19 protein-coding genes are annotated in these 19342 nt (G+C 29.2%); 9 read left to right on the plus strand and 10 right to left on the minus strand.

From position 1 onward, the window contains the following. Positions 1-2: 2 nt before the first annotated feature. The 5 genes from ACWYN7_RS12035 to ACWYN7_RS12055 form a co-directional block, all read right to left on the minus strand. Complete coding sequence (locus ACWYN7_RS12035; protein ID WP_462860223.1) at positions 3-1082, minus strand: 3'-5' exonuclease; 1080 nt, start codon at positions 1080-1082, stop codon at positions 3-5. A 27-nt stretch (positions 1083-1109) separates the two neighbouring features. Beyond that, positions 1110-1769: a YggS family pyridoxal phosphate-dependent enzyme gene (locus ACWYN7_RS12040; protein ID WP_462860224.1), complete on the minus strand. Its 660-nt coding sequence runs from the start codon at positions 1767-1769 to the stop codon at positions 1110-1112. Between the two features lie 68 nt (positions 1770-1837). Next, complete coding sequence (locus ACWYN7_RS12045) at positions 1838-2791, minus strand: D-2-hydroxyacid dehydrogenase (RefSeq protein WP_462860225.1); 954 nt, start codon at positions 2789-2791, stop codon at positions 1838-1840. An 82-nt stretch (positions 2792-2873) separates the two neighbouring features. Continuing rightward, entirely contained in the window at positions 2874-3938 is a 1065-nt protein-coding gene (gene serC, locus ACWYN7_RS12050) for a 3-phosphoserine/phosphohydroxythreonine transaminase (RefSeq protein WP_462860226.1), read from the minus strand. A gap of 93 nt (positions 3939-4031) precedes the next feature. After that, a complete protein-coding gene (locus ACWYN7_RS12055) occupies positions 4032-5093 on the minus strand; it encodes an acyl-CoA reductase (protein ID WP_462860227.1) in 1062 nt (353 codons plus the stop codon). 70 nt (positions 5094-5163) lie between these two features. Here ACWYN7_RS12055 and ACWYN7_RS12060 point away from each other — a divergent pair, with 70 nt between their 5' ends. Next, positions 5164-5514, plus strand: coding sequence for a 4Fe-4S dicluster domain-containing protein (locus ACWYN7_RS12060; protein ID WP_462860228.1), 351 nt, complete (start codon positions 5164-5166; stop codon positions 5512-5514). Between the two features lie 237 nt (positions 5515-5751). On the opposite strand, the gene ACWYN7_RS12065 is transcribed toward ACWYN7_RS12060, so the two are convergent. Then, positions 5752-8475: a TonB-dependent receptor gene (locus tag ACWYN7_RS12065; protein ID WP_462860229.1), complete on the minus strand. Its 2724-nt coding sequence runs from the start codon at positions 8473-8475 to the stop codon at positions 5752-5754. Between the two features lie 322 nt (positions 8476-8797). Here ACWYN7_RS12065 and ychF point away from each other — a divergent pair, with 322 nt between their 5' ends. From ychF to ACWYN7_RS12080, 3 genes are all read left to right on the plus strand, one after another. Then, the gene (gene ychF, locus ACWYN7_RS12070; protein ID WP_462860230.1) at positions 8798-9889 is read left to right on the plus strand and encodes a redox-regulated ATPase YchF; all 1092 of its coding nucleotides are present in this window, start codon (positions 8798-8800) and stop codon (positions 9887-9889) included. A gap of 171 nt (positions 9890-10060) precedes the next feature. Beyond that, complete coding sequence (locus ACWYN7_RS12075) at positions 10061-10231, plus strand: hypothetical protein (protein WP_462860231.1); 171 nt, start codon at positions 10061-10063, stop codon at positions 10229-10231. Between the two features lie 198 nt (positions 10232-10429). Further along, on the plus strand, positions 10430-10600 hold the full coding sequence (locus ACWYN7_RS12080) for a hypothetical protein (RefSeq protein WP_462860232.1): 171 nt from the start codon (positions 10430-10432) through the stop codon (positions 10598-10600). A 25-nt stretch (positions 10601-10625) separates the two neighbouring features. On the opposite strand, the gene ACWYN7_RS12085 is transcribed toward ACWYN7_RS12080, so the two are convergent. The 3 genes from ACWYN7_RS12085 to gcvT all read right to left on the minus strand — a co-directional run bounded on the left by ACWYN7_RS12085 (position 10626) and on the right by gcvT (position 13798). After that, a complete protein-coding gene (locus ACWYN7_RS12085; protein WP_462860233.1) occupies positions 10626-11744 on the minus strand; it encodes an SDR family oxidoreductase in 1119 nt (372 codons plus the stop codon). Between the two features lie 92 nt (positions 11745-11836). Beyond that, positions 11837-12619, minus strand: a complete 783-nt coding sequence (locus tag ACWYN7_RS12090) for a hypothetical protein (protein WP_462860234.1) — start codon at positions 12617-12619, stop codon at positions 11837-11839. Positions 12620-12709: 90 nt separating this feature from the next. After that, complete coding sequence (gcvT, locus tag ACWYN7_RS12095; protein WP_462860235.1) at positions 12710-13798, minus strand: glycine cleavage system aminomethyltransferase GcvT; 1089 nt, start codon at positions 13796-13798, stop codon at positions 12710-12712. 134 nt (positions 13799-13932) lie between these two features. Between gcvT and ACWYN7_RS12100 the strand changes: the two genes are divergently transcribed. The 3 genes from ACWYN7_RS12100 to ACWYN7_RS12110 are packed head-to-tail and all read left to right on the plus strand — an operon-like array spanning position 13933 to position 16438. Continuing rightward, positions 13933-15555, plus strand: coding sequence for an aminopeptidase P N-terminal domain-containing protein (locus ACWYN7_RS12100; RefSeq protein ID WP_462860236.1), 1623 nt, complete (start codon positions 13933-13935; stop codon positions 15553-15555). Continuing rightward, positions 15555-16217, plus strand: coding sequence for an NAD(P)H-binding protein (locus ACWYN7_RS12105; RefSeq protein ID WP_462860237.1), 663 nt, complete (start codon positions 15555-15557; stop codon positions 16215-16217). The genes ACWYN7_RS12100 and ACWYN7_RS12105 overlap by 1 nt, the downstream gene beginning before the upstream one ends. Beyond that, entirely contained in the window at positions 16217-16438 is a 222-nt protein-coding gene (locus ACWYN7_RS12110; protein ID WP_015480085.1) for a VF530 family protein, read from the plus strand. Before ACWYN7_RS12105 ends, ACWYN7_RS12110 begins: the two co-directional genes overlap by 1 nt. Before the next feature lie 186 nt (positions 16439-16624). Here ACWYN7_RS12110 and ACWYN7_RS12115 read toward each other — a convergent pair whose 3' ends face one another. After that, the gene (locus tag ACWYN7_RS12115) at positions 16625-17557 is read right to left on the minus strand and encodes a sterol desaturase family protein (RefSeq protein ID WP_462860238.1); all 933 of its coding nucleotides are present in this window, start codon (positions 17555-17557) and stop codon (positions 16625-16627) included. A 536-nt stretch (positions 17558-18093) separates the two neighbouring features. Between ACWYN7_RS12115 and ACWYN7_RS12120 the strand changes: the two genes are divergently transcribed. Continuing rightward, positions 18094-18567 carry a T9SS type A sorting domain-containing protein gene (locus ACWYN7_RS12120; protein WP_462860239.1) on the plus strand — a complete coding sequence of 158 codons (474 nt, stop codon included), beginning with the start codon at positions 18094-18096 and terminating at the stop codon, positions 18565-18567. 6 nt (positions 18568-18573) lie between these two features. Beyond that, complete coding sequence (locus ACWYN7_RS12125; protein WP_462860240.1) at positions 18574-19341, plus strand: hypothetical protein; 768 nt, start codon at positions 18574-18576, stop codon at positions 19339-19341. Position 19342 lies beyond the last annotated feature (1 nt).

Raw genomic sequence — 19342 nt, forward strand, 5'->3', positions numbered from 1 at the left:
TTTTATAACCTAATAATTTTTTGAACCTTATTTTTATCTAAATAATTTTTAATAATAGTTTTAGAAATTTCTTTGTTTTCGATATTAGTTAATACCGATTTTAAAATATCGATATTATTTTCTTGATAAGCTAAATTGGTGTAACCATAGCAACAAACTGTATTGTTTTCTATTAAAATTATAGCATTTTCTTCTAATTCTCTGCCTTTATCAATAATAATAAAGTTATCGTTATTAAAGTTGTCTTCGGTAATTTTAAACTTCTTTTTAAAGTTAAATTTTGGCGATATAGATTCTAAAGCTAAATAATATTTTAAACGTGTAAAAAGCTCATTACCAGTTTTGTTAAAGGTTACAGAAGACGCTCTTTCTTGAATTTTTAAAGCACGTTTGGTGGTTTTTAAAAAAAGCTTATTTATTTCTAGTTTTATATTTTTTCCTCTACCAATAAAAATTACTTTTCCATTAGTATCGTGAATAAAAAAAATACCTGATACACGCGGAATTTCTTCAATTAAAGATTTAAGCTTTTCTTTTTCAATTCTTCTATCAAAATATTTAATAGAATTTTGAATAATCTCTTTCTTGGTGTCTTTTTCTAATAATAATTTAAATAATTGAATGGTGGCTAAAGCATCTCCATTGGCTCTATGTCTATCTGTTATGGGTATGCCTAAAGATCTTGTTAATTTGCCTAAACTATAAGAAGGTTGATCTTTGATGAGTTCTTTACTTAATTCTACAGTACATAAAGTATTTCTTTGATAATCGAAACTTAATCGTTCAAATTCTGTTTTTAAAATACGATAATCGAAAGCTGAGTTGTGAGCTACTAAAATACAATCTTTGGTAATTTCTACAATTCTTTTAGCAATTTCAAAAAACTTGGGCGCATTTTTTAGCATTTTACTGTTTATCCCTGTGAGTTTTACAACAAATTGTTGAATTTCTCTTTCAGGATTAACCAATGATATAAATTGGTCTATAACTTGGTGGCCATCAAATTTATAAATAGCAATTTCGGTAATGCCTTCTTCATTAAATTTACCACCAGTGGTTTCAATATCTAAAATAGCGTACAAATTCTTTTTCTTTAATTTTTTTTAAATTTACTTAATATAATTACGATGACCAAATATTGAGCTACCAACTCTTATCATTGTACTTCCATTTTCTATGGCTATTTTATAATCGCCACTCATTCCCATAGAAAGTGTTTTTAAATCTGTGTAATTTGTTTTAAGTTGATTAAAAAAGTTTTTAAGTGATGAAAATTCTGCTACTAATTGATCAGTATCATCAGTAAACGTAGCCATTCCCATTAAACCAACAATCTTAATATTTTTTAAATCTTCAATTTCTTTTGATGATAAAATGGCTTCAATATCAGCAAAAGACAAACCGAATTTAGTATCTTCTTTTGCAATTTTAGCTTGCAATAAACAATTTATAATACGATTGTGTTTTTTTGCTTCTTTGTTAATTACATTTAGTGTTTTAAATTTATCTACACCATGTATTAAATCTACAAAATGTGCCATATACTTTACCTTATTACTCTGTAAATGACCAATCATGTGCCATTTAATGTCTTTGGGTAATGCATCATATTTATCAACCATTTCTTGAATTTTATTTTCTCCAAAAATTCGCTGACCAGCATTGTATGCAACTTGTAAATCTTCTATAGGTTTGGTTTTAGAAACGGCCACTAAAGTTACATTTTCTGGTAAAGTTGCTTTTATTTTTTGTAAATTTTCTTGTATCATTTTTAAATTATAAAATGAAAAACGATACAATTTTTAAGTTGTATTGTTTTAAAATTGTATCGTCTTTTTTAATTTCTTAATAATTCAATAATTTGTTTGGCCAATTCTAAGCCAATTCTGTCTTGTGCTTCTATGGTTGCAGCACCAATATGAGGTGTTAAAGAAATTTCTGGATTCATTAAAAGTTGAACTGCAGGTGTAGGTTCTGTTTCAAAGACATCTAAACCAGCAAATTGCACTTTACCACTTTCTATGGCTTTCACCAAATCTACTTCATTTAAAATTCCACCTCTTGCAGCATTTACAATACCAACTCCGTCTTTCATTTTATCGAATTCGGTTTCAGTAATAATATAATCGTCTTGTGCAGGCACGTGCAAAGTAATAAAATCTGCAGCTTTTAATAATTCGTCTTTATCAATGGTTTCTATCTGAAAAGATAATTTTTGGCCGTTAAAAAAATCTAAAGTTATAGGTGCAGTTTCTATAAGTTCGTCTGTTGCAATAACATTCATGCCTAAACCTAAACCAATTTTTGCAACTTCTTGACCAATTCTACCAAAACCAATAATACCCAAAGTTTTACCTCTTAACTCAGTACCTTGTGCGTAAGCTTTTTTTAATTCTTTAAAACGAGTATCGCCTTCTAAAGGCATTTCTCTGTTAGAAGAATGTAAAAAACGAACCATTCCAAATAAATGCGAAAAAACCAATTCTGCAACAGAACTAGAAGATGCAGCTGGTGTGTTTATAACGTGTAAACCATTGTCTATAGCATATTCTACATCAATATTGTCCATACCAACACCACCTCTTCCTATTAACTTTAAAGATGGACAAGCTTCTATTAACTCTTGCCTTACTTGTGTTGCGCTTCGCACTAAAATTGCATCGATATTGTGTTCGTTAATATAATTTTCTAATTGATTTTGAGCTACTTTAGTGGTTAAAACTGTAAAACCTCCTTTTTCTAAAGCGTCTATTCCGCTTTTAGAAATTCCGTCATTTGCTAATATTTTCATTCTTTAAAAATGTTCAAAATTTAAAATTTAGAGTTCAAAGTTTATGTAATACTCAATTTTTTTGAATATTAAATTCGAAACTTTAAACCTTTTTTTCTAGTGCTTGCATTACATCCACCAAAGCCTGTACACTATATAGAGGCAAAGCATTGTACATACTTGCTCTGTAACCACCCACACTTCTGTGACCATTAATTCCGTTAATTCCAGCTTCTGCACAAAGTTTATCGAAAATTTCTTTGTGGCTTTCATCAACTAAATTAAAAGTAGCGTTCATAGTACTTCTGTCTTCTTTAGCAACAATTCCTTTAAAAAGCGGATTTCTATCTATTTCAGCATATAATAACTCCGCTTTTTTATTGTTAACTTCTTCTATATATTCAATACCACCTACATCTTTTAACCATTGTAAGGTTAGCATAGAAACATATACTGCAAAAACAGGAGGTGTATTAAACATACTATCTTTGTCTATATGCACTTGGTAGTTTAACATAGAAGGGATTTCTCTTTCTACTTTACCTAATACATCTTCTTTAATAATAACTAAAGTTGTACCTGCAGGCCCCATATTTTTTTGTGCACCAGCATAAATGATATCGAACTTTTCGAAATCTAATTTTCTAGAAAAAATATCTGAACTCATATCGCAAACCAAAGGAACATTGGTTTCAGGAAATTGCTTAATTTGAGTACCAGCTACAGTATTATTACTTGTACAGTGAAAATAATCTGCATCTTCTGGAATGTTAAATCCTTTAGGAATGTATGAGAATTTTTTGTCTTTAGATGATGCAACTTCTACAACCTCACCAAATAATTTTGCTTCTTTTAAAGCTTTATCAGACCAGGCACCTGTATTTAAATACGCAGCTTTTTTGTTTAATAAATTGTAAGCTACCATTAAAAACTCGGTACTTGCACCACCTTGTAAAAATAATGCTTTGTATCCTTTGTTTTCTAATCCTAAAAGTTCTAAAGCCAAAGAACGCGCTTTTTCCATAACTGCTACAAAAGGTTTACTTCTGTGAGAAATTTCTATTAATGACAAATTATCATCATTAAAATTTAATATAGCTTCAGATGCTTTTTGTAATACTTCTTGTGGTAAAATACAAGGACCTGCACTAAAATTATGTTTTTTCATTTTTTTAAGTTATAAAGTTTCAAAGTTTCGAGTTTCAAAGTTTTAAGGTTGATTAGTATTATCAAAACCCCAAAACCATCAACTAAAAACCAATTATATATTTGATAAAAATTCTAAGGTATTAATGCCATCTGCATAATCTGTTAACTTTGGATGTTGAGTTTGCCCAAAAGCAACTTCATTTTCTAAAAAGTTTTTAGCAACAATACATTGAATTTGTTCTCTTTCTTGATGTAATTTTATTTTTAAATCGATTTCATTATCATAATATTCGTAAAAAAGTGTAGCAATTGGTGATGCATAACTTTCATCTTCTTTTATCATTAAAAAACCATTTTCTAACAAATCGAATTCGCTCATTAAATAAACGGCTTTGTTGTAGTCGTAATTATTGGCATATTTTGCATTATTAATGATTTCTTTTTTTGCAAACATCCCGTTAAAAAAGGTTTCAAAATTATAATCTTTAGGTACATATAATTTAGATACAGATCTACAACCCAAACCAAAGTATTGAAAAACATCATCAGATAGTTTTGTAAAATCCTCAATTGTTTCATCACCTTTAATAACAGCCACAGAATTTCTGCTTTTTCGAATTATATTGGGTTTATTTTTAAAATAATACTCAAAATAACGCGCAGTATTATTGCTTCCTGTTGCTATAACAGCATCGAAATTGGTTAGTTTTTCTTCTGTAAATGTAATTTTACCTTTAAAAGTTTCATCAACAAATTCTAAATACTTGGCTAAGAATGGTAATAAATGTTTGTCGCTAGTAGATTGTTTTACCACCACAGAATGACCAGATATTAATACCGATAAAAAGTCGTGAAAACCAACTAAAGGAATATTACCGGCCATAATTATGGCTACTTTTTTAGGTACAATAGTTGTAAATGATGTGTTTTTTGTAAAATTAATTAAGTTGTTTTCTGTTAGTGCTTTAGACCAGGTATTTAAGCTGAATAATATGTTTTCTTTGGTAAACCAAGAATTATTTTCTTGAGCTATTTTTATTTGATGTAAAAATCCATCAAAAAAGATTTCATTATATTCAATATTATCAGCTTTTTTTATTGTATCAACAGAAAATTGACTTAAAAAGTGGCCTAATTTTGCAAATGCAGTAATTCTATTTTGAATACTATTCATTTATTTTGGTTGTCTATAATTTTGGCTTTATTTTTGCAAAAGCAAAGGTACAAAAACAGAAAAGAAAATTATGGCAATTATAATAACAGATGAATGCATAAATTGTGGGGCTTGTGAACCAGAATGTCCTAATACAGCAATTTACGAAGGTGCAGACGATTGGAAATATTCTGATGGTACAGATTTAAGTGGTAATATTGTTTTACCTAATGGAAAAGAAGCAAATGCTGATGAAGATCAAGAACCAGTTTCTGACGAAATTTACTACATTGTTCCAGATAAATGTACAGAGTGTAAAGGTTTTCATGATGAGCCACAATGTGCTGCAGTATGTCCTGTAGATTGTTGTGTACCAGATGAAGATGTTGTTGAAACAGAAGAGTTTTTATTACAAAAACAAGCATTTATGCATAATGACTAATTTTATTATTTTATAATATGAAACAAAACCTCGATGAATTTCGAGGTTTTTTTTTGATATATGTTTTATTATTTGCTTCTTGTTCAGGTTTATGTGAAATAATATATTCAAACTGGCAGCCACTATTTATATTTTCTAAATATAAAACTTACATGTAAATTTAATTTGCAAGTATTAAAATAAAAAAGCCTGAACATTTTATGTTCAGGCTTCTTTGTGGGAGACTATTTAAAATGCTTACAAACTAAAGTTAATTCTTGTAAAATAATAAGCTCCATCAGATCCCATTTGAACTGAATCTGCTAAACCACCTTGATCTGTCCAACCATCAAATTGTGGTGTTGGATAAATATTAAAAAGGTTGTTTGCACCAAGAGTTATATTAATTTTATCAGAAATTTTGTATCCTAAACTTAAATCTGTTGTAATTAAAGACTCGTAAGTATCTGTTGCAACTGCAAACAAAGCATCAGCTTCTGCTTGTGTAGTTGGTGGTGCATCTACCCATTGAAAATCTTGTAATTGAACTTCGCTAAATTTAGTTAAAGTAACATTTGCATTGAATTTGTTTTTAGAATATCCTAAGTTTAAACCAAACTTATAATCTGGTGCTGCAGCTTCTAAATAGGCTTGTGAAAATCCGCTAAAAAAAGTAAACGGATTCAAATCTCCATTATGGATTTCTTTAATTTCTAGATCGTTTAAATTACCAATTAAACCAATATTTATATTATGGTCATTACCAAAAGTAGTTTTGTAATTTAAAACAATATCAACTCCGCTTGTTTTAGTATCTACACCATTTGCAAAAAATTGTGCAGCATCTACATTTAAAGGACCTAATATAGTTTGATCTGTAAAGTTATCTGTTAAAATAATTCTATCATCAACAGCAATAGAGTAAGCATCTATTGTTGCTGTAAAGCCATTTTTCTTATAAGTAAAACCAATACTAGTATTAATTGCTTTTTCTTCTTGTAAGTCTCCAATACCAAATGCTCTAGTAACTGTACTATTATTTGCTGATAATAAAGAAGGAACAGAAGTACCTGCTACAATATTTGTGAATTTTAAGTTGTAATAAATTTGTGCCAAAGATGGTGCTCTAAAACCACTAGAAACAGAACCTCTAAAAGAAAGGTTGTCATTTACTTTGTATCTTGTTGCAAGTTTGTAGTTAAATGTGCTACCAAAATCACTATAATTTTCATAACGTAAAGCTGCACTTAATAAAAAAGCTTCACTTAGGTTGATTTCTGTATCAAAATACACTCCTAAATTTGTTCTACTTCTGTCTACTTCGTTATCTGGACTATAACCAGGAAAACCTTGTGAACCACCAGATAAAACATCGCCATTAGAATCTGTAGCTACAGTTTGTATAGCTGGGTTTGTTAATAGTACTCCATTGTCATCATACAAACCATAAGAAGATTCTTCACCTGCAAAAATTTGAAAGTTTTCGGTTCTGTATTCTAAACCAAATGCAAAGTTGATTCCATCAGCATAATCTTCAAAATATTTACTAAAATCTACTCCTGTTGTATTCTGAGATAAACTGTGTCCACCAGCATCAAAATCGGTAGGAGAAGCATCACCTAAAGAAGCATTATTAGAATCTTTAATAAAATAATGAAACTTATTCATACCAAAAGTATTATTAAAATCAACTTCCCAACCATTATCTAAAGTATGTTTTAAACCTCCAGAAATTGAATTATCTACAATAATTGATGTAATTCTTGGCGTAAATCCATCAGGATAAATACTTGGTACAGATCTATTATCACCATCATCAAAACTACTTCTAGAAAATGCATAAGCATTTGTATCTCTATAATTTCTACCACCAAAAACATATACTTCAGTTTTATCAGAAACAGGGATAATTGAGTTAACCATAAAATTAAAACCATCTAAACCTGCACTACCATAACCTTTACGCCAAGAAAAACCTGGTCTTAAAGTGTTGTTTTTAGATAAAAATTCTGTTGTAAAGTTTACAAAACCACCTAAGTCATTAATCTTAGCACCGTAGTTTAAATCGATTTTAACAGTTTCACCATCAAAACTTTTTTCTTTACCATCTAATCTGTTTTTACCTTCTACATTAAATAACTCTGGTTCCCATCCACCTTGAGTATCAAAAATTTCTTGAGCAAAATTACCGCCAACAGCAGTACTGTAAGCTCCATAAGTTACACCTGCAGAAATACCATCAGTATTATCATTTAAAACAATATTTATAACCCCAGCAATGGCATCAGAACCATATTGTGCAGAAGCTCCATCTCTTAAAACTTCTATTCTTTTAATGGCAGCTGCAGGTATTGCATTTAAATCTGTACCAGAATTTCCACGACCTCTTGTACCAAAAATATTAACTAAAGAAGATTGATGTCTTCTTTTACCATTAATTAAAACCAAAGTTTGATCTGGACCTAAACCTCTTAAAGAAGCTGGTACAATATGATCTGCTCCATCAGAACCAGATTGTTTTGTTGCATTAAAAGAAGGTGCAGCAAATTGTAAAATATCATTTACCTCAACTTTTCCATTTGTTGTAGCTAACTTCTGTACATCTATAATGTCTACAGGTACAGGAGTATCTACTGCAGTTCTTTTAGAATTTCTAGAACCAACTACTACAACTTCATCTAAAGCATTATCTTCTTTTATAACAATAGATAAAAAAGAAGTATTATTCACTGTAATATTTTTAGTTTCAAAGCCCATAGACGATACTATAAAAGTAGTAGGTAAGTTTTTTACTTTAATAGAGAATTCTCCATTATCATCTGTAACAACACCATTAGAAGTGCCTTTTTCTATAATATTTATAAACGGTAAACCAGTACCAGAAATGTCGGTAACCTTTCCTTTAATATTCTGTGCCAAGAATGTTACAGGAATCATAAATAAGATAATAGTAAATAATTTTAATGTTTGATTTTGTTTCATAAAATTTAATTTTAATTAGAAATTGAATTGTTTTACACTAAATTTTAAATAAAATTTAGGCGTTCTTATTTTAAAAAAGACATAGTGATAAAAAATATACTCTTTAAAATTCAATTTTTTTTACCAAAAAGTTAAAATTGATGAATTTAATACAATGAATTGTTTGTTTGTTGTGATTTAAAGCTTTGATTATTTTGTTTTTGTTGCATATAATGTAAAATCAAGTATATGAGTATTATTAAATTCATTGATCAGTTTTTTTTCTATTACTCATTGTTTTATGAAAGTTCGTTTATATTTGCACTCGCAAAAATATTATTAAATGAAAGCTGGAATTGTAGGATTACCAAACGTAGGAAAATCAACTTTATTTAACTGTTTATCTAACGCAAAAGCGCAAAGTGCAAACTTTCCTTTTTGTACTATAGAACCAAATTTAGGTGTTGTAAATGTTCCAGATACTCGTTTGGAAAAACTAGAAGAATTGGTTAACCCAGAAAAAGTTGTTCCTGCAACTGTAGAAATTGTAGATATTGCTGGTTTGGTAAAAGGAGCTAGTAAAGGAGAAGGTTTAGGAAATCAGTTTTTAGCAAATATTAGGGAAACAGATGCAATCTTACACGTTTTGCGTTGTTTTGATAATGATAATATTATTCATGTTGATAATTCTGTAGATCCTGTAAGAGATAAAGAAACGATAGATATCGAATTGCAATTAAAGGATTTAGAAACGGTTCAAAAACGTTTAGAAAGAGTTAAAAGAACAGCAAAAACAGGAAATAAAGAAGCACAAGCTGAATTAGTTGTTCTTTTAAAAATAGAAGAAACTTTATTACAAGGTGTTTCTGTTAGAGCATTAGATTTTAACGAAAAAGAGATTGAGTTTGTACAATCTTTGCAATTTATTACTGCAAAACCGGTTTTATATGTTTGTAATGTTGATGAAAATTCAGCGGTTTCTGGTAATGATTATGTAGATAAAGTAAAAGAAGCTGTTAAAGACGAAAATGCAGAAGTTATTGTTTTAGCAGTAGGTACAGAAGCAGATATTACTGAATTAGAAGATTATGAAGAACGTCAAATGTTTTTAGAAGATATTGGTTTAGAAGAAGCTGGTGTTTCTAGATTGGTACGTTCTGCGTATAAATTATTAAACTTACAAACTTACTTTACTGCTGGAGTAAAAGAAGTAAGAGCTTGGACAATTCCTATTGGTGCAACAGCTCCACAAGCAGCAGGAGTAATTCATACTGATTTTGAAAAAGGTTTTATTAGAGCAGAAACAATTTCTTACGAAGATTATGCCAACTATGGTTCTGAATCGAAAGTGAAAGAAGCTGGTAAAATGAGAGTAGAAGGTAAGGAGTATATTGTTAATGATGGTGATATTATGCACTTCAGATTCAACGTTTAAAATCAAATTAAACTGCCTTATTTTTGAATGAAGTAATTGATGATTAACCGTTTAATTTTTTTAAACTGTATAAAAATTCCATTCATCTATAGTTTATTGTGCTTGATATGTTTTATAGAGAAGCGTATTTAGATAAATATTACTTTTGAGTAACCTTAAAAACTTTTTACCATGTTTACTCAAATTATAAATCTAATTTCTTTAAAAGCTTTAACTTCTCAAATTGTAGATTACACTTTATTAATGATTGCTTTTGTATCATTTTTTGTTTTAGTTGATAAAATTATCAATATTATTAAAATAGCAAATAGATACAAAGCATTATCAAGAGTTAAAATGTAATTTTTACTATTATAAATTTTCTTTTAAAGGATAGTAGATAATCCTTTAGGTGATTGTAAAAAAAGTACTTGCAATTGGTAATATTTATTAAAACTCTTTAATAGTTCACTTTAACGATGATTTATTACCATTCGTATAAAAAATAAAATTGCATCTTAGATTAAATCTATTTTTGAGTAAACCAAAAAACTACTACTCATGTTTACGCAGCTTTCAAATTTTATTTCTTCTCAAGATTTAGTTTCTCAATCTATTGATTATACCTTATTAACAATTGCTTTCTTTTCTTTTTATGTTTTAGTATCTAAAATCATAAAAGTTGTAAAAACTAATGAAAGCGAAAGAGCATTAGTTAAAGTAAAACTATAATTCCATCTTTTTTTAGCATTAGATTTTAATAACTTTTTCGAAATTTCTTTTCTACAGAAAAATTAATCAAGTTCATAAAATTTTCATGCACTCCCAAAGTAAGCTCTAATTGCAATTGATCTATTAGTTTAACAATCTGTTCAGATTTAAATTGTAAATCTGGTATGGATACATATTTTTCGAACACTCCTCCAATACTTTTGTAATATAATTGTTCAAAACCATTTTGGTTTTCAGGTTTTTGATCTACATATTGATAAGAGTTGATGTTAAAGGACTCTAAAACATCGCCCACATAATTTTTATGTAATATTTGCTTCGGATTTACAATGTTTAATTCCTTTATACTTGGAGTTAAAAATGCGTATAATATTGCTTTTGATACAAAATCTACAGGAATAATATTCAATCCACTTTTCTGATCTACCCAAATTCTAAAATTCTCTTTGGCTTTTTTAGCATATTTATCTAAAAATATGGCCCAAGAATAAAAAACATCATATTTAGGAGTTTCAAAAAAAGGTTTATCAATTAAACGACCACAAATTATACTTGGTCTTAAAATTTGAGCATCAATTTGTTTTAACTTACAGGTTTCTTTTACAAAACGTTCGCTCTCATATTTCGATTTTTCATAAGGATTTCTAAAATCGGTTACCTTATAATTTTCTATGCTATCATTTACTTTATCATCTTGTATACCAAAAGAAAAAGCAGTACTTATGTATAAAAATCGATTTACAAATTTTGGTAATACCTCTAATAAATGTTGGGTAACTAAGTAATTTTGAGAGTGTACAATTTCTTTAGAATCGTTTGTGTTTAATAGGTTTGTAGAGCCTGCACAATGTATTACCGTCGTAAAATGATACCTATTTAAGGTTTCTTTTTCTAGGGTTGATAAATCACCAGAAATAACAGTGATTTTCTCTAAACATTCTTCTAAAGAAAATTGATTTAAAAAATTAGGACGAGATTCATCTTGTAAAATATCTTCTAATCTTTGTTGAGCAGTTTTTTCTGAATCTCTAATCACCACAAAAAGATGATTTACAGTTTTATCTACAATGGCTTTTTGCAACCATTCAAAAATAATATGACTTCCAACAATTCCTGTTCCACCCGTTAATAAACAATTTATCATAATTTATTTAGAAAAATTTTGCCAACGAAATTAGTTCTTTTAAAATAAAAAAACCTCACAAAGTGAGGTTTTTAAACTAGCTATTAGTTAACTTATTTTTTGATGTAATTTTCTGGAACTGCAAAATTGCTTCTAAAGTCTTTTACAAATTTAATATTAGAAATATTTCCATTTCCAATTTTATTGGTTAAGCCTTTTTTGTTGTTCCACTCATAAAATTCCCAATTTGTAGCAAAAGGAACACCATCAATAGTAGTATAATTATTGTATTTTATGGCATGCGGATCTGCTTCTGCAGCAGCTTTTGTTTTCCCTAAAGTTACAATATATGCAACATGCTGTAATACATTTTCTTTATTTGTATAGGTAATGTACCAATCGTCAGGAGCATCACCAACATTAGATTCAAAACTTAATTTTGCTGTTGTTAAAGTGGTATTTGTTTCTTGAGTTTTGTAATTGAAATCCCATTTTGTTCCATCATCATTTAATTTATATGGAAAAAGGAAAAAATAGTTCCAAGTATAGGCATGAAAACGAACTCCAGGATTTTCTTTTAAACTCGGAGAAACAAAAATATCTTGTTGTTTTACAAAGATTTCATCGCCATTTTTATAGGTTATTTTTGCCAAATCAGAACCAGTTGTAATAGTAATATTAGCATTAAATATTTCTTTTCCACCAAAGGTGATTTCAGCATCAAAAGAAATTGCTTCTTTTTTTAAAAATGTATTTTTTTGATGAGCATCTTCAATTTTTTCTGAAAGATTTTTCTCAATTGGTTTTTCTACAACTTTTTTAGGGGTTTCTTTTTTTTGTTGACAACCAAACATAAAAAATAAAAAGGGTATTGATAGAATAAGTAATTTTTTCATTGTTTTTTTAATGTTAAAGAGTTCGATGATATAATCGAACTCTTTGTAAAAACCTTACAGTTTTTTTAATTTAAATTATATTTTTTAAGCTTATGCTTCTTTATAAAATGGTAATTTAACAATGGTAGATGAAATTGCTTTTTTACGAACCTGAATAAAAATTTCTGTCCCAGGTTTCATATATGCTGTTGGTACATAGCCTAAACCAATACCTTTGCTTAAACTTGGGCTCATTGTACCAGAAGTTACATTACCAATTACAGTTCCATCAGCATCAACAATAGCATAACCTTGTCTTGGAATTCCTCTTTCATTTAACTCAAAAGCAACCAAGCGTTTTGTAGGTTTTTGTGCTTTTTGTTTGGCTAAAGCTTCTGCATTTACAAAATCTTTGGTAAATTTTGTAATCCAACTTAAACCAGCTTCTATTGGAGATGTTGTATCATCAATATCATTACCATACAAACAATATCCCATTTCTAGGCGTAATGTATCTCTTGCAGCCAAACCAATGGGTTTAATACCAAAATCTGCACCCGCTTCAAAAACTTTGTTCCAGATTTGTTCAACTTCATTGTTTTTACAATAAATTTCAAATCCGCCAGAACCAGTATAACCAGTTGCAGAAATAATAACGTGCTGAATACCAGAAAAATCGCCAACTTTAAATTTATAAAAAGGAATATCGGCTAAATCTAAAGAAGATAAAGATTGCATGGCTTCAACTGCTTTAGGACCTTGAATGGCTAACAGGGAATAATCTTCGGATAAATCTCTTAAATCGGCACCAAATTCTTCATTATATTTTGTAATCCAGTTCCAATCTTTTTCTATGTTTGATGCATTTACCACTAATAAATAGGTGTCTTCTTTAATTCTGTAGCAAATTAAATCGTCTACAATTCCGTTTTCTGTGTTTGGAAAACAGCTGTATTGTGCATCTCCAATGGCTAATTTAGAAGCATCATTAGAAGTAATTTTCTGAATTAAAGCCAAAGCATTTTCTCCAGAAACTAGAAATTCACCCATATGGCTAACATCAAAAACACCAACTCCATTTCTAACTGTAAGATGTTCTGCTGTAACACCTTCGTAAGAAACTGGCATGTTATAACCAGCAAAAGGTACCATTTTTGCGCCTAAATTTTCGTGAACTTTATGTAATGCAATATTTTTCATTTATAGATTTCTTTAATAAAGGGCTAAATTATTGAAAAATTCGCAATAAACAATCACTAATAATTTGTTAATATTTTCAACGGAATCATAAATAATATTACATTTGAGAGTACAACCAAATTAAACTTGTTCTCATGAAGCCTTTTAAATTTTTATTCCTTTTCTTTTTAATGATTTCCTTACATGGATTTTCGCAAACTCCAACCGATTTTTTATCAAAAGAATTTCATAAAGAAAGACGTGATTTGTTACGTTCTAAAATGCCAGCAAATTCTGTTGCTGTCGTTTTTGCAAATCCGCTAAGAAATAGGGCCAATGATGTAGATTATGTTTTTCATCAAGATCCAAACTTTTACTATTTAACAGGTTATAGAGAACCAAATGGAGTTTTAGTTTTGTTTTCTGATGATCAAACTGATGTGAATGGAAATACATATAACGAAATTTTATACGTACAAAAAAGAGATCCAAGAGCTGAGCAATGGAATGGAAAACGTTTGGGAGTAGAAGGAGCAAAAAATGAATTGGGTTTTAAAGTTGCCAAAAATGCCAGCGAATTTTTAACTGACAAATTAAACTTTAAAGATTTTGATAAAGTTTTTATCGAAAAATTTAATGATGATTACAGAGATTTAAGTGGAGCAGATATTTTTGATTTGGTTAAAAGTTTTAAACAAAAATCAGGATATGATCCAAACATGTTTTTATCAAGATTAAAAGAATATGCATACAGTAATGTTGCTGAAACTCCTGTAGAAAGTAGTGCGAATGTAATTAGCATAATAGATCGTTTAGCAAACCGTTCATCAGAAATTAAAAATGACGAATTGTTAAATAAATATAAATCAGCAGATTCAGATGCTTTAAAAAATGAAATAAAGCAAAAAATTTCTCTGGCTTTAAAACCTAAAACCAATATCGATCTTAATTTTTTAGGAGCCAGTTTGGCTTCAATGCGTGAAATTAAAACAGCAGCAGAATTAAAATTATTAACCAAAGCAGTGCGAATTTCTGCTGTTGGACAAATAGAGGTGATGAAAGCAATGAAACCACACATGTCTGAAACTGAATTGCAAGGAATTCATGAATTTGTCTACAAAAAATACGGTGCTGAATACGAAGGATATCCGTCTATTGTTGGTGCAGGTAATAATGGTTGTATTTTACACTATATAGAAAATAATAAAACTAAGGTTGCCAATGATTTGGTTTTGATGGATTTAGGTGCAGAATACAGAGGTTTTACAGCAGATGTAACACGTACAATTCCTGCAAATGGAAAATTCACAAAAGCCCAAAAAGAAATTTACGATTTGGTGTATAAAGCCCAAGAAGCAGGTATTGCTTTATATACCATTGGTGCAAAAATAAGTGCTCCGAATCAAGCTGCAAGAAAAATTATCAATCAAGGTTTGTTTGAGTTAGGAATTATAAAATCGGTTGATGAAAGACATAATTATTTTCCTCATGGAACTTCACATCACATTGGTTTAGATGTACATGATCCTGGAAATTATAAAGAATTTGAAGAAAATATGGTGGTTACTATGGAGCCAGGAATTTATATTCCAGAGGGTAGTCCATGTGATAAAAAATATTGGGGTATAGGAATTAGAATTGAAGATGATATTTTGGTTACCAAAAACGGACCAGTAAATTTATCTGCAGAAGCGCCAAGAACCATAGAAGAAATTGAAAAAATGATGGCTAAAAAATCGGTTTTAGATGAGTTTATTTTACCGAATTTAGATAAATAATGGGCAAAACTGCAATTCTTTTAGGAGCAACTGGTTTAACTGGTTCTATTTTGCTAGAAAAATTAATAGCAGATAAAGAATACTCGAAAATTAAATTATTTTCTAGAAATTCAGTAGCCCATAAATCAGAAAAAATAGAAGAATTTATTGTTGATTTATTAGCTTTAGAAAAAGAAAGTGAAGACTTTATTGCTGATGAAGTTTTCTGTTGTATTGGTACCACAGCTGCAAAAACCAAAGATAAAAAGTTGTACAAAGCAATTGATTACGGAATTCCTGTAACTGCTGCAAAAATTGCCAAACAAAATAAAATACCTACGTTTGTAGTAATGTCTTCTATGGGAGCAGATGCAAATAGCAGTGTTTTTTATAACAAAACTAAAGGAGAAATGGAGCGCGATGTTTTGCATCAAAATATCCAAAATACATATATATTAAGACCATCTATCATTGGTGGAAATCGTGATGAATTTCGATTAGGAGAAAGTATTGGTAAAGCCATAATGCGTGTTTTAAATCCTTTGTTTTTTGGTAGATTAAAAAAATATAAAATGATTCATCCCGAAAAAATAGCAACTTGTATGCAAGTTTTGGCCAAAACAAAACCGATTATAAATATTTTTAGTTCTGATGAAATAGAAAAAATTTCGAATAACAAATAATGAGTAAAGAACAACCAAACAATCCATTACATGGCATAAAATTAGCCACAATTTTAGAAGAATTGTATTTAGAATATGGTTGGGAAGAATTGGGTTATGCCTTAAATATCAATGCTTTTAAAAATAATCCTACTTACAAATCATCCTTAAAATTTTTAAGAACTACACCTTGGGCTAGAGAAAAAGTAGAGAAATTTTACTTAAAAAATATGATCGATTAATTTTTTTTAGAAGCTATTTCCAGCTTTCCACTATATCTTTTTATGCTGAATTTATTACAGCATCTGTTTATTCATAAACACTAGATTTAGTATCACTAGCTTATACTGAATTTAGTTAAGCATAAAAAGGATGTCGTTTCAATCTGGGCTAAACTTGTTTGCCAACAAACTTGCTTAAAAAAAGCACTATTTATTATCTTCTTTAATTTTCATCTGTAGTTGCTTTATGGTTAAAGTACTTCCATCATGGCTCCAGCCAGGAGCTGCAAAAGCGTACATAAATTTATGATACCAATTTTTAGATTTTTTCATATCTAACCAAATATCTTTGTATTCGTGGGTAAGAATTACAAACGGATTGTAAGAATTTGGTGGTTTTGTAACTCCGTATTTAATATCAATAGATTCGTCAAGTGGTTTCCAAGTGCCAAAAACACGATCAAAAATATTTAAAAATCCACCATGATTTTTATCCATATATTCTATGTTTTGTGCATGATGCACTTGATGCATGGTATGTGTATTCATAAATTTTTCGATTAAACCTAACTTCGGAATATACACACTGTGCAATTGAAATTGCCATAAAGCTTCAATTCCTAAACAAACGACTAACATTTCTGGCGGAAAACCTATAGCAGGAATCCACATATAAAAAAAGGGTTTGTAGAAAATTGTAAACCAACCATTTCTTACAGCAGTTCCTAAATTAAAATTATCTGAAGAATGATGTACAATATGTGCAGCCCATAAAAAGCGAACATTATGATTTTGTCTATGAAACCAGTAATAACTAAAATCGTCTAAAAGCTGACAAATTATCCAAATATACCAAGCATATCCAAAAGATTCATAGCCCATAATATTAGTTCTAACACCATCAATTACAGGGTTAAAAACATCATAAACAAAATTAAAAAGAACAATAGCAGCAATGGTTTTGGTTAGTGGAGCTATAATTGTAGAGCCAATTCCCATAGTTAAACTAGCTGTTAAATCTTTCCATTTATAAAGGTCTATATTTTTCTTTTTTTTATGATGTTTGCTGTAAGTTAGCTCCACCAAAATGAGCGCTAAAAAACAAGGAACACCATATACTAGCGGGTTTGTAAAATCCATTAAAAGTTTGGCTTATTATTTTTTTATTCAAGAAGTTACTAATGTAATATAAAGATCAAGCTTTTGAGTAGTTTATTTGAGATTATTTTTAAAATTTATGATGTATAGCTCAAAATGAGATTCAGTTAATTTTCAACATATTATACCAGAAAAGTTATGCAGCACTCAAGTCATAAAATTATTCAAAAGTTTATTTGATGAATGGATTGTTATAAGTTAATAACAATAGAGACCCTTAGTAATTTGAGTTTTATTTGAATTTTATTTGAGTTTTACGGATAACCGTACAATTTATTTACTGTGATAAAATATTTTTACTTTGTTTAAGGTAGAATGGAAAATGACTTAAGTCGACGTTATCTTTTTATTTTTTTTAGATAAAAGATCTAAATGATGAATGAACTAAATAATAGAATTCCTTTAAACTTAAAAAAGTTATTTATTTGCCTGTTTTTTAAAAAAAAGTATTTTTGTAATGATCATTATTCTTTAGTATTAAGGAAAAGATTAAAAAAGTTATTTTAAAAGAAAAAGCTATGAAAAAAAACATCTTTTTGGGTGTGTTGTTATGTATAACACCTTTTTTATATTCACAAACTTCCATAACATCTTCAGGTATTACTAATAGTAGTAATTCAGGTTCTGTAGCCTTTACTCTTGGTCAATTAGTGTATACAACTGCCTCTAGTAATACTGGTTCAGTTGCTCAAGGAGTTCAACAGCCTTTTGAATTTCAGGTGCTCAGTGTTTTAGATGATAAATCTATGATCCTTACGCTTACCACTTATCCAAATCCAACTTCTGATGAACTTGTTTTAAAAACATCTAATACGCCTCAAGATAAATTGGAGTACGCTCTTTTTGATCTTCAAGGAAAACAATTAAAGAGTGGACGAATTATTGACACAAAAACAACAATTGAAATACAAGATATTTCTAATGGAGTTTATCTGCTAAAAGTTACCAAATCTAATTTATTATTAAAAGCTCTGAAAATTATCAAGAAATAAATCATTATGAAAAAAATAGTATTTGTAGTTATCGTTATTTTAAATTCTTTATTTACCTATGGTCAAGCTCCAGAAAAAATGAGTTACCAAGCTGTATTAAGAGATGTCAATAATACCTTAGTTGTAAGTGAACAAGTAGGTATGCAAATCAGTATTTTACAAGGAAGTACTCCTGTATATGTAGAAACGCAAACACCTACAACCAATAATAATGGGTTAGTGAGTTTAGAAATTGGAGAAGGGGCTGTTTTAACTGGTGATTTTTCTAATATCAACTGGTCTGTTGGTACTTATTTTATTAAAACTGAAATTGATTTAACAGGTGGAGCAAATTATAGCATATCAGCAACAAGTCAAATATTAAGTGTACCTTTTGCTTTGCATGCTAAAACTGCAGATAGTATCGCCGGAAATTCCTATTTAGAAGCTAGTTCAACTGCTCAATTATCAGGAGTTATTAGCAATAAAATTAACATATTAAACTCAAGTGGAGGCAGTATTTCTTGGAGTGGTACAGAAGGTAACCTATATAAAATTGTATTAACTGAAGACACCATTTTACAGAATCCTACAAGCCCGATATTAGGAGCAACTTATATGTTTTTGGTTAACCAAGATGCCACTGGGCAATGGACATTAGATTACGGAAATCAATTTTTATTTCCTGATAAGATTACTCCAATTATGGATTTGAATGCAAACTCTAAAAACCTTATTACTACTATTTTTGATGGTACTCACTTTTTAGTAGTATCAATAAAAAACTTTTTATAGA

This window comes from Polaribacter sp. M10, assembly GCF_054968445.1.

Coding starts and splice junctions, on each gene's coding strand:
- ACWYN7_RS12040 (WP_462860224.1), bottom strand. CDS start 1,769: ATGATACAAGAAAATTTACAAAAAATAAAAGCAACTTTACCAGAAAAT.
- ACWYN7_RS12045 (WP_462860225.1), bottom strand. CDS start 2,791: ATGAAAATATTAGCAAATGACGGAATTTCTAAAAGCGGAATAGACGCT.
- serC (WP_462860226.1), bottom strand. CDS start 3,938: ATGAAAAAACATAATTTTAGTGCAGGTCCTTGTATTTTACCACAAGAA.
- ACWYN7_RS12055 (WP_462860227.1), bottom strand. CDS start 5,093: ATGAATAGTATTCAAAATAGAATTACTGCATTTGCAAAATTAGGCCAC.
- ACWYN7_RS12060 (WP_462860228.1), top strand. CDS start 5,164: ATGGCAATTATAATAACAGATGAATGCATAAATTGTGGGGCTTGTGAA.
- ACWYN7_RS12065 (WP_462860229.1), bottom strand. CDS start 8,475: ATGAAACAAAATCAAACATTAAAATTATTTACTATTATCTTATTTATG.
- ychF (WP_462860230.1), top strand. CDS start 8,798: ATGAAAGCTGGAATTGTAGGATTACCAAACGTAGGAAAATCAACTTTA.
- ACWYN7_RS12075 (WP_462860231.1), top strand. CDS start 10,061: ATGTTTACTCAAATTATAAATCTAATTTCTTTAAAAGCTTTAACTTCT.
- ACWYN7_RS12080 (WP_462860232.1), top strand. CDS start 10,430: ATGTTTACGCAGCTTTCAAATTTTATTTCTTCTCAAGATTTAGTTTCT.
- ACWYN7_RS12085 (WP_462860233.1), bottom strand. CDS start 11,744: ATGATAAATTGTTTATTAACGGGTGGAACAGGAATTGTTGGAAGTCAT.
- ACWYN7_RS12090 (WP_462860234.1), bottom strand. CDS start 12,619: ATGAAAAAATTACTTATTCTATCAATACCCTTTTTATTTTTTATGTTT.
- gcvT (WP_462860235.1), bottom strand. CDS start 13,798: ATGAAAAATATTGCATTACATAAAGTTCACGAAAATTTAGGCGCAAAA.
- ACWYN7_RS12100 (WP_462860236.1), top strand. CDS start 13,933: ATGAAGCCTTTTAAATTTTTATTCCTTTTCTTTTTAATGATTTCCTTA.
- ACWYN7_RS12105 (WP_462860237.1), top strand. CDS start 15,555: ATGGGCAAAACTGCAATTCTTTTAGGAGCAACTGGTTTAACTGGTTCT.
- ACWYN7_RS12110 (WP_015480085.1), top strand. CDS start 16,217: ATGAGTAAAGAACAACCAAACAATCCATTACATGGCATAAAATTAGCC.
- ACWYN7_RS12115 (WP_462860238.1), bottom strand. CDS start 17,557: ATGGATTTTACAAACCCGCTAGTATATGGTGTTCCTTGTTTTTTAGCG.
- ACWYN7_RS12120 (WP_462860239.1), top strand. CDS start 18,094: ATGAAAAAAAACATCTTTTTGGGTGTGTTGTTATGTATAACACCTTTT.
- ACWYN7_RS12125 (WP_462860240.1), top strand. CDS start 18,574: ATGAAAAAAATAGTATTTGTAGTTATCGTTATTTTAAATTCTTTATTT.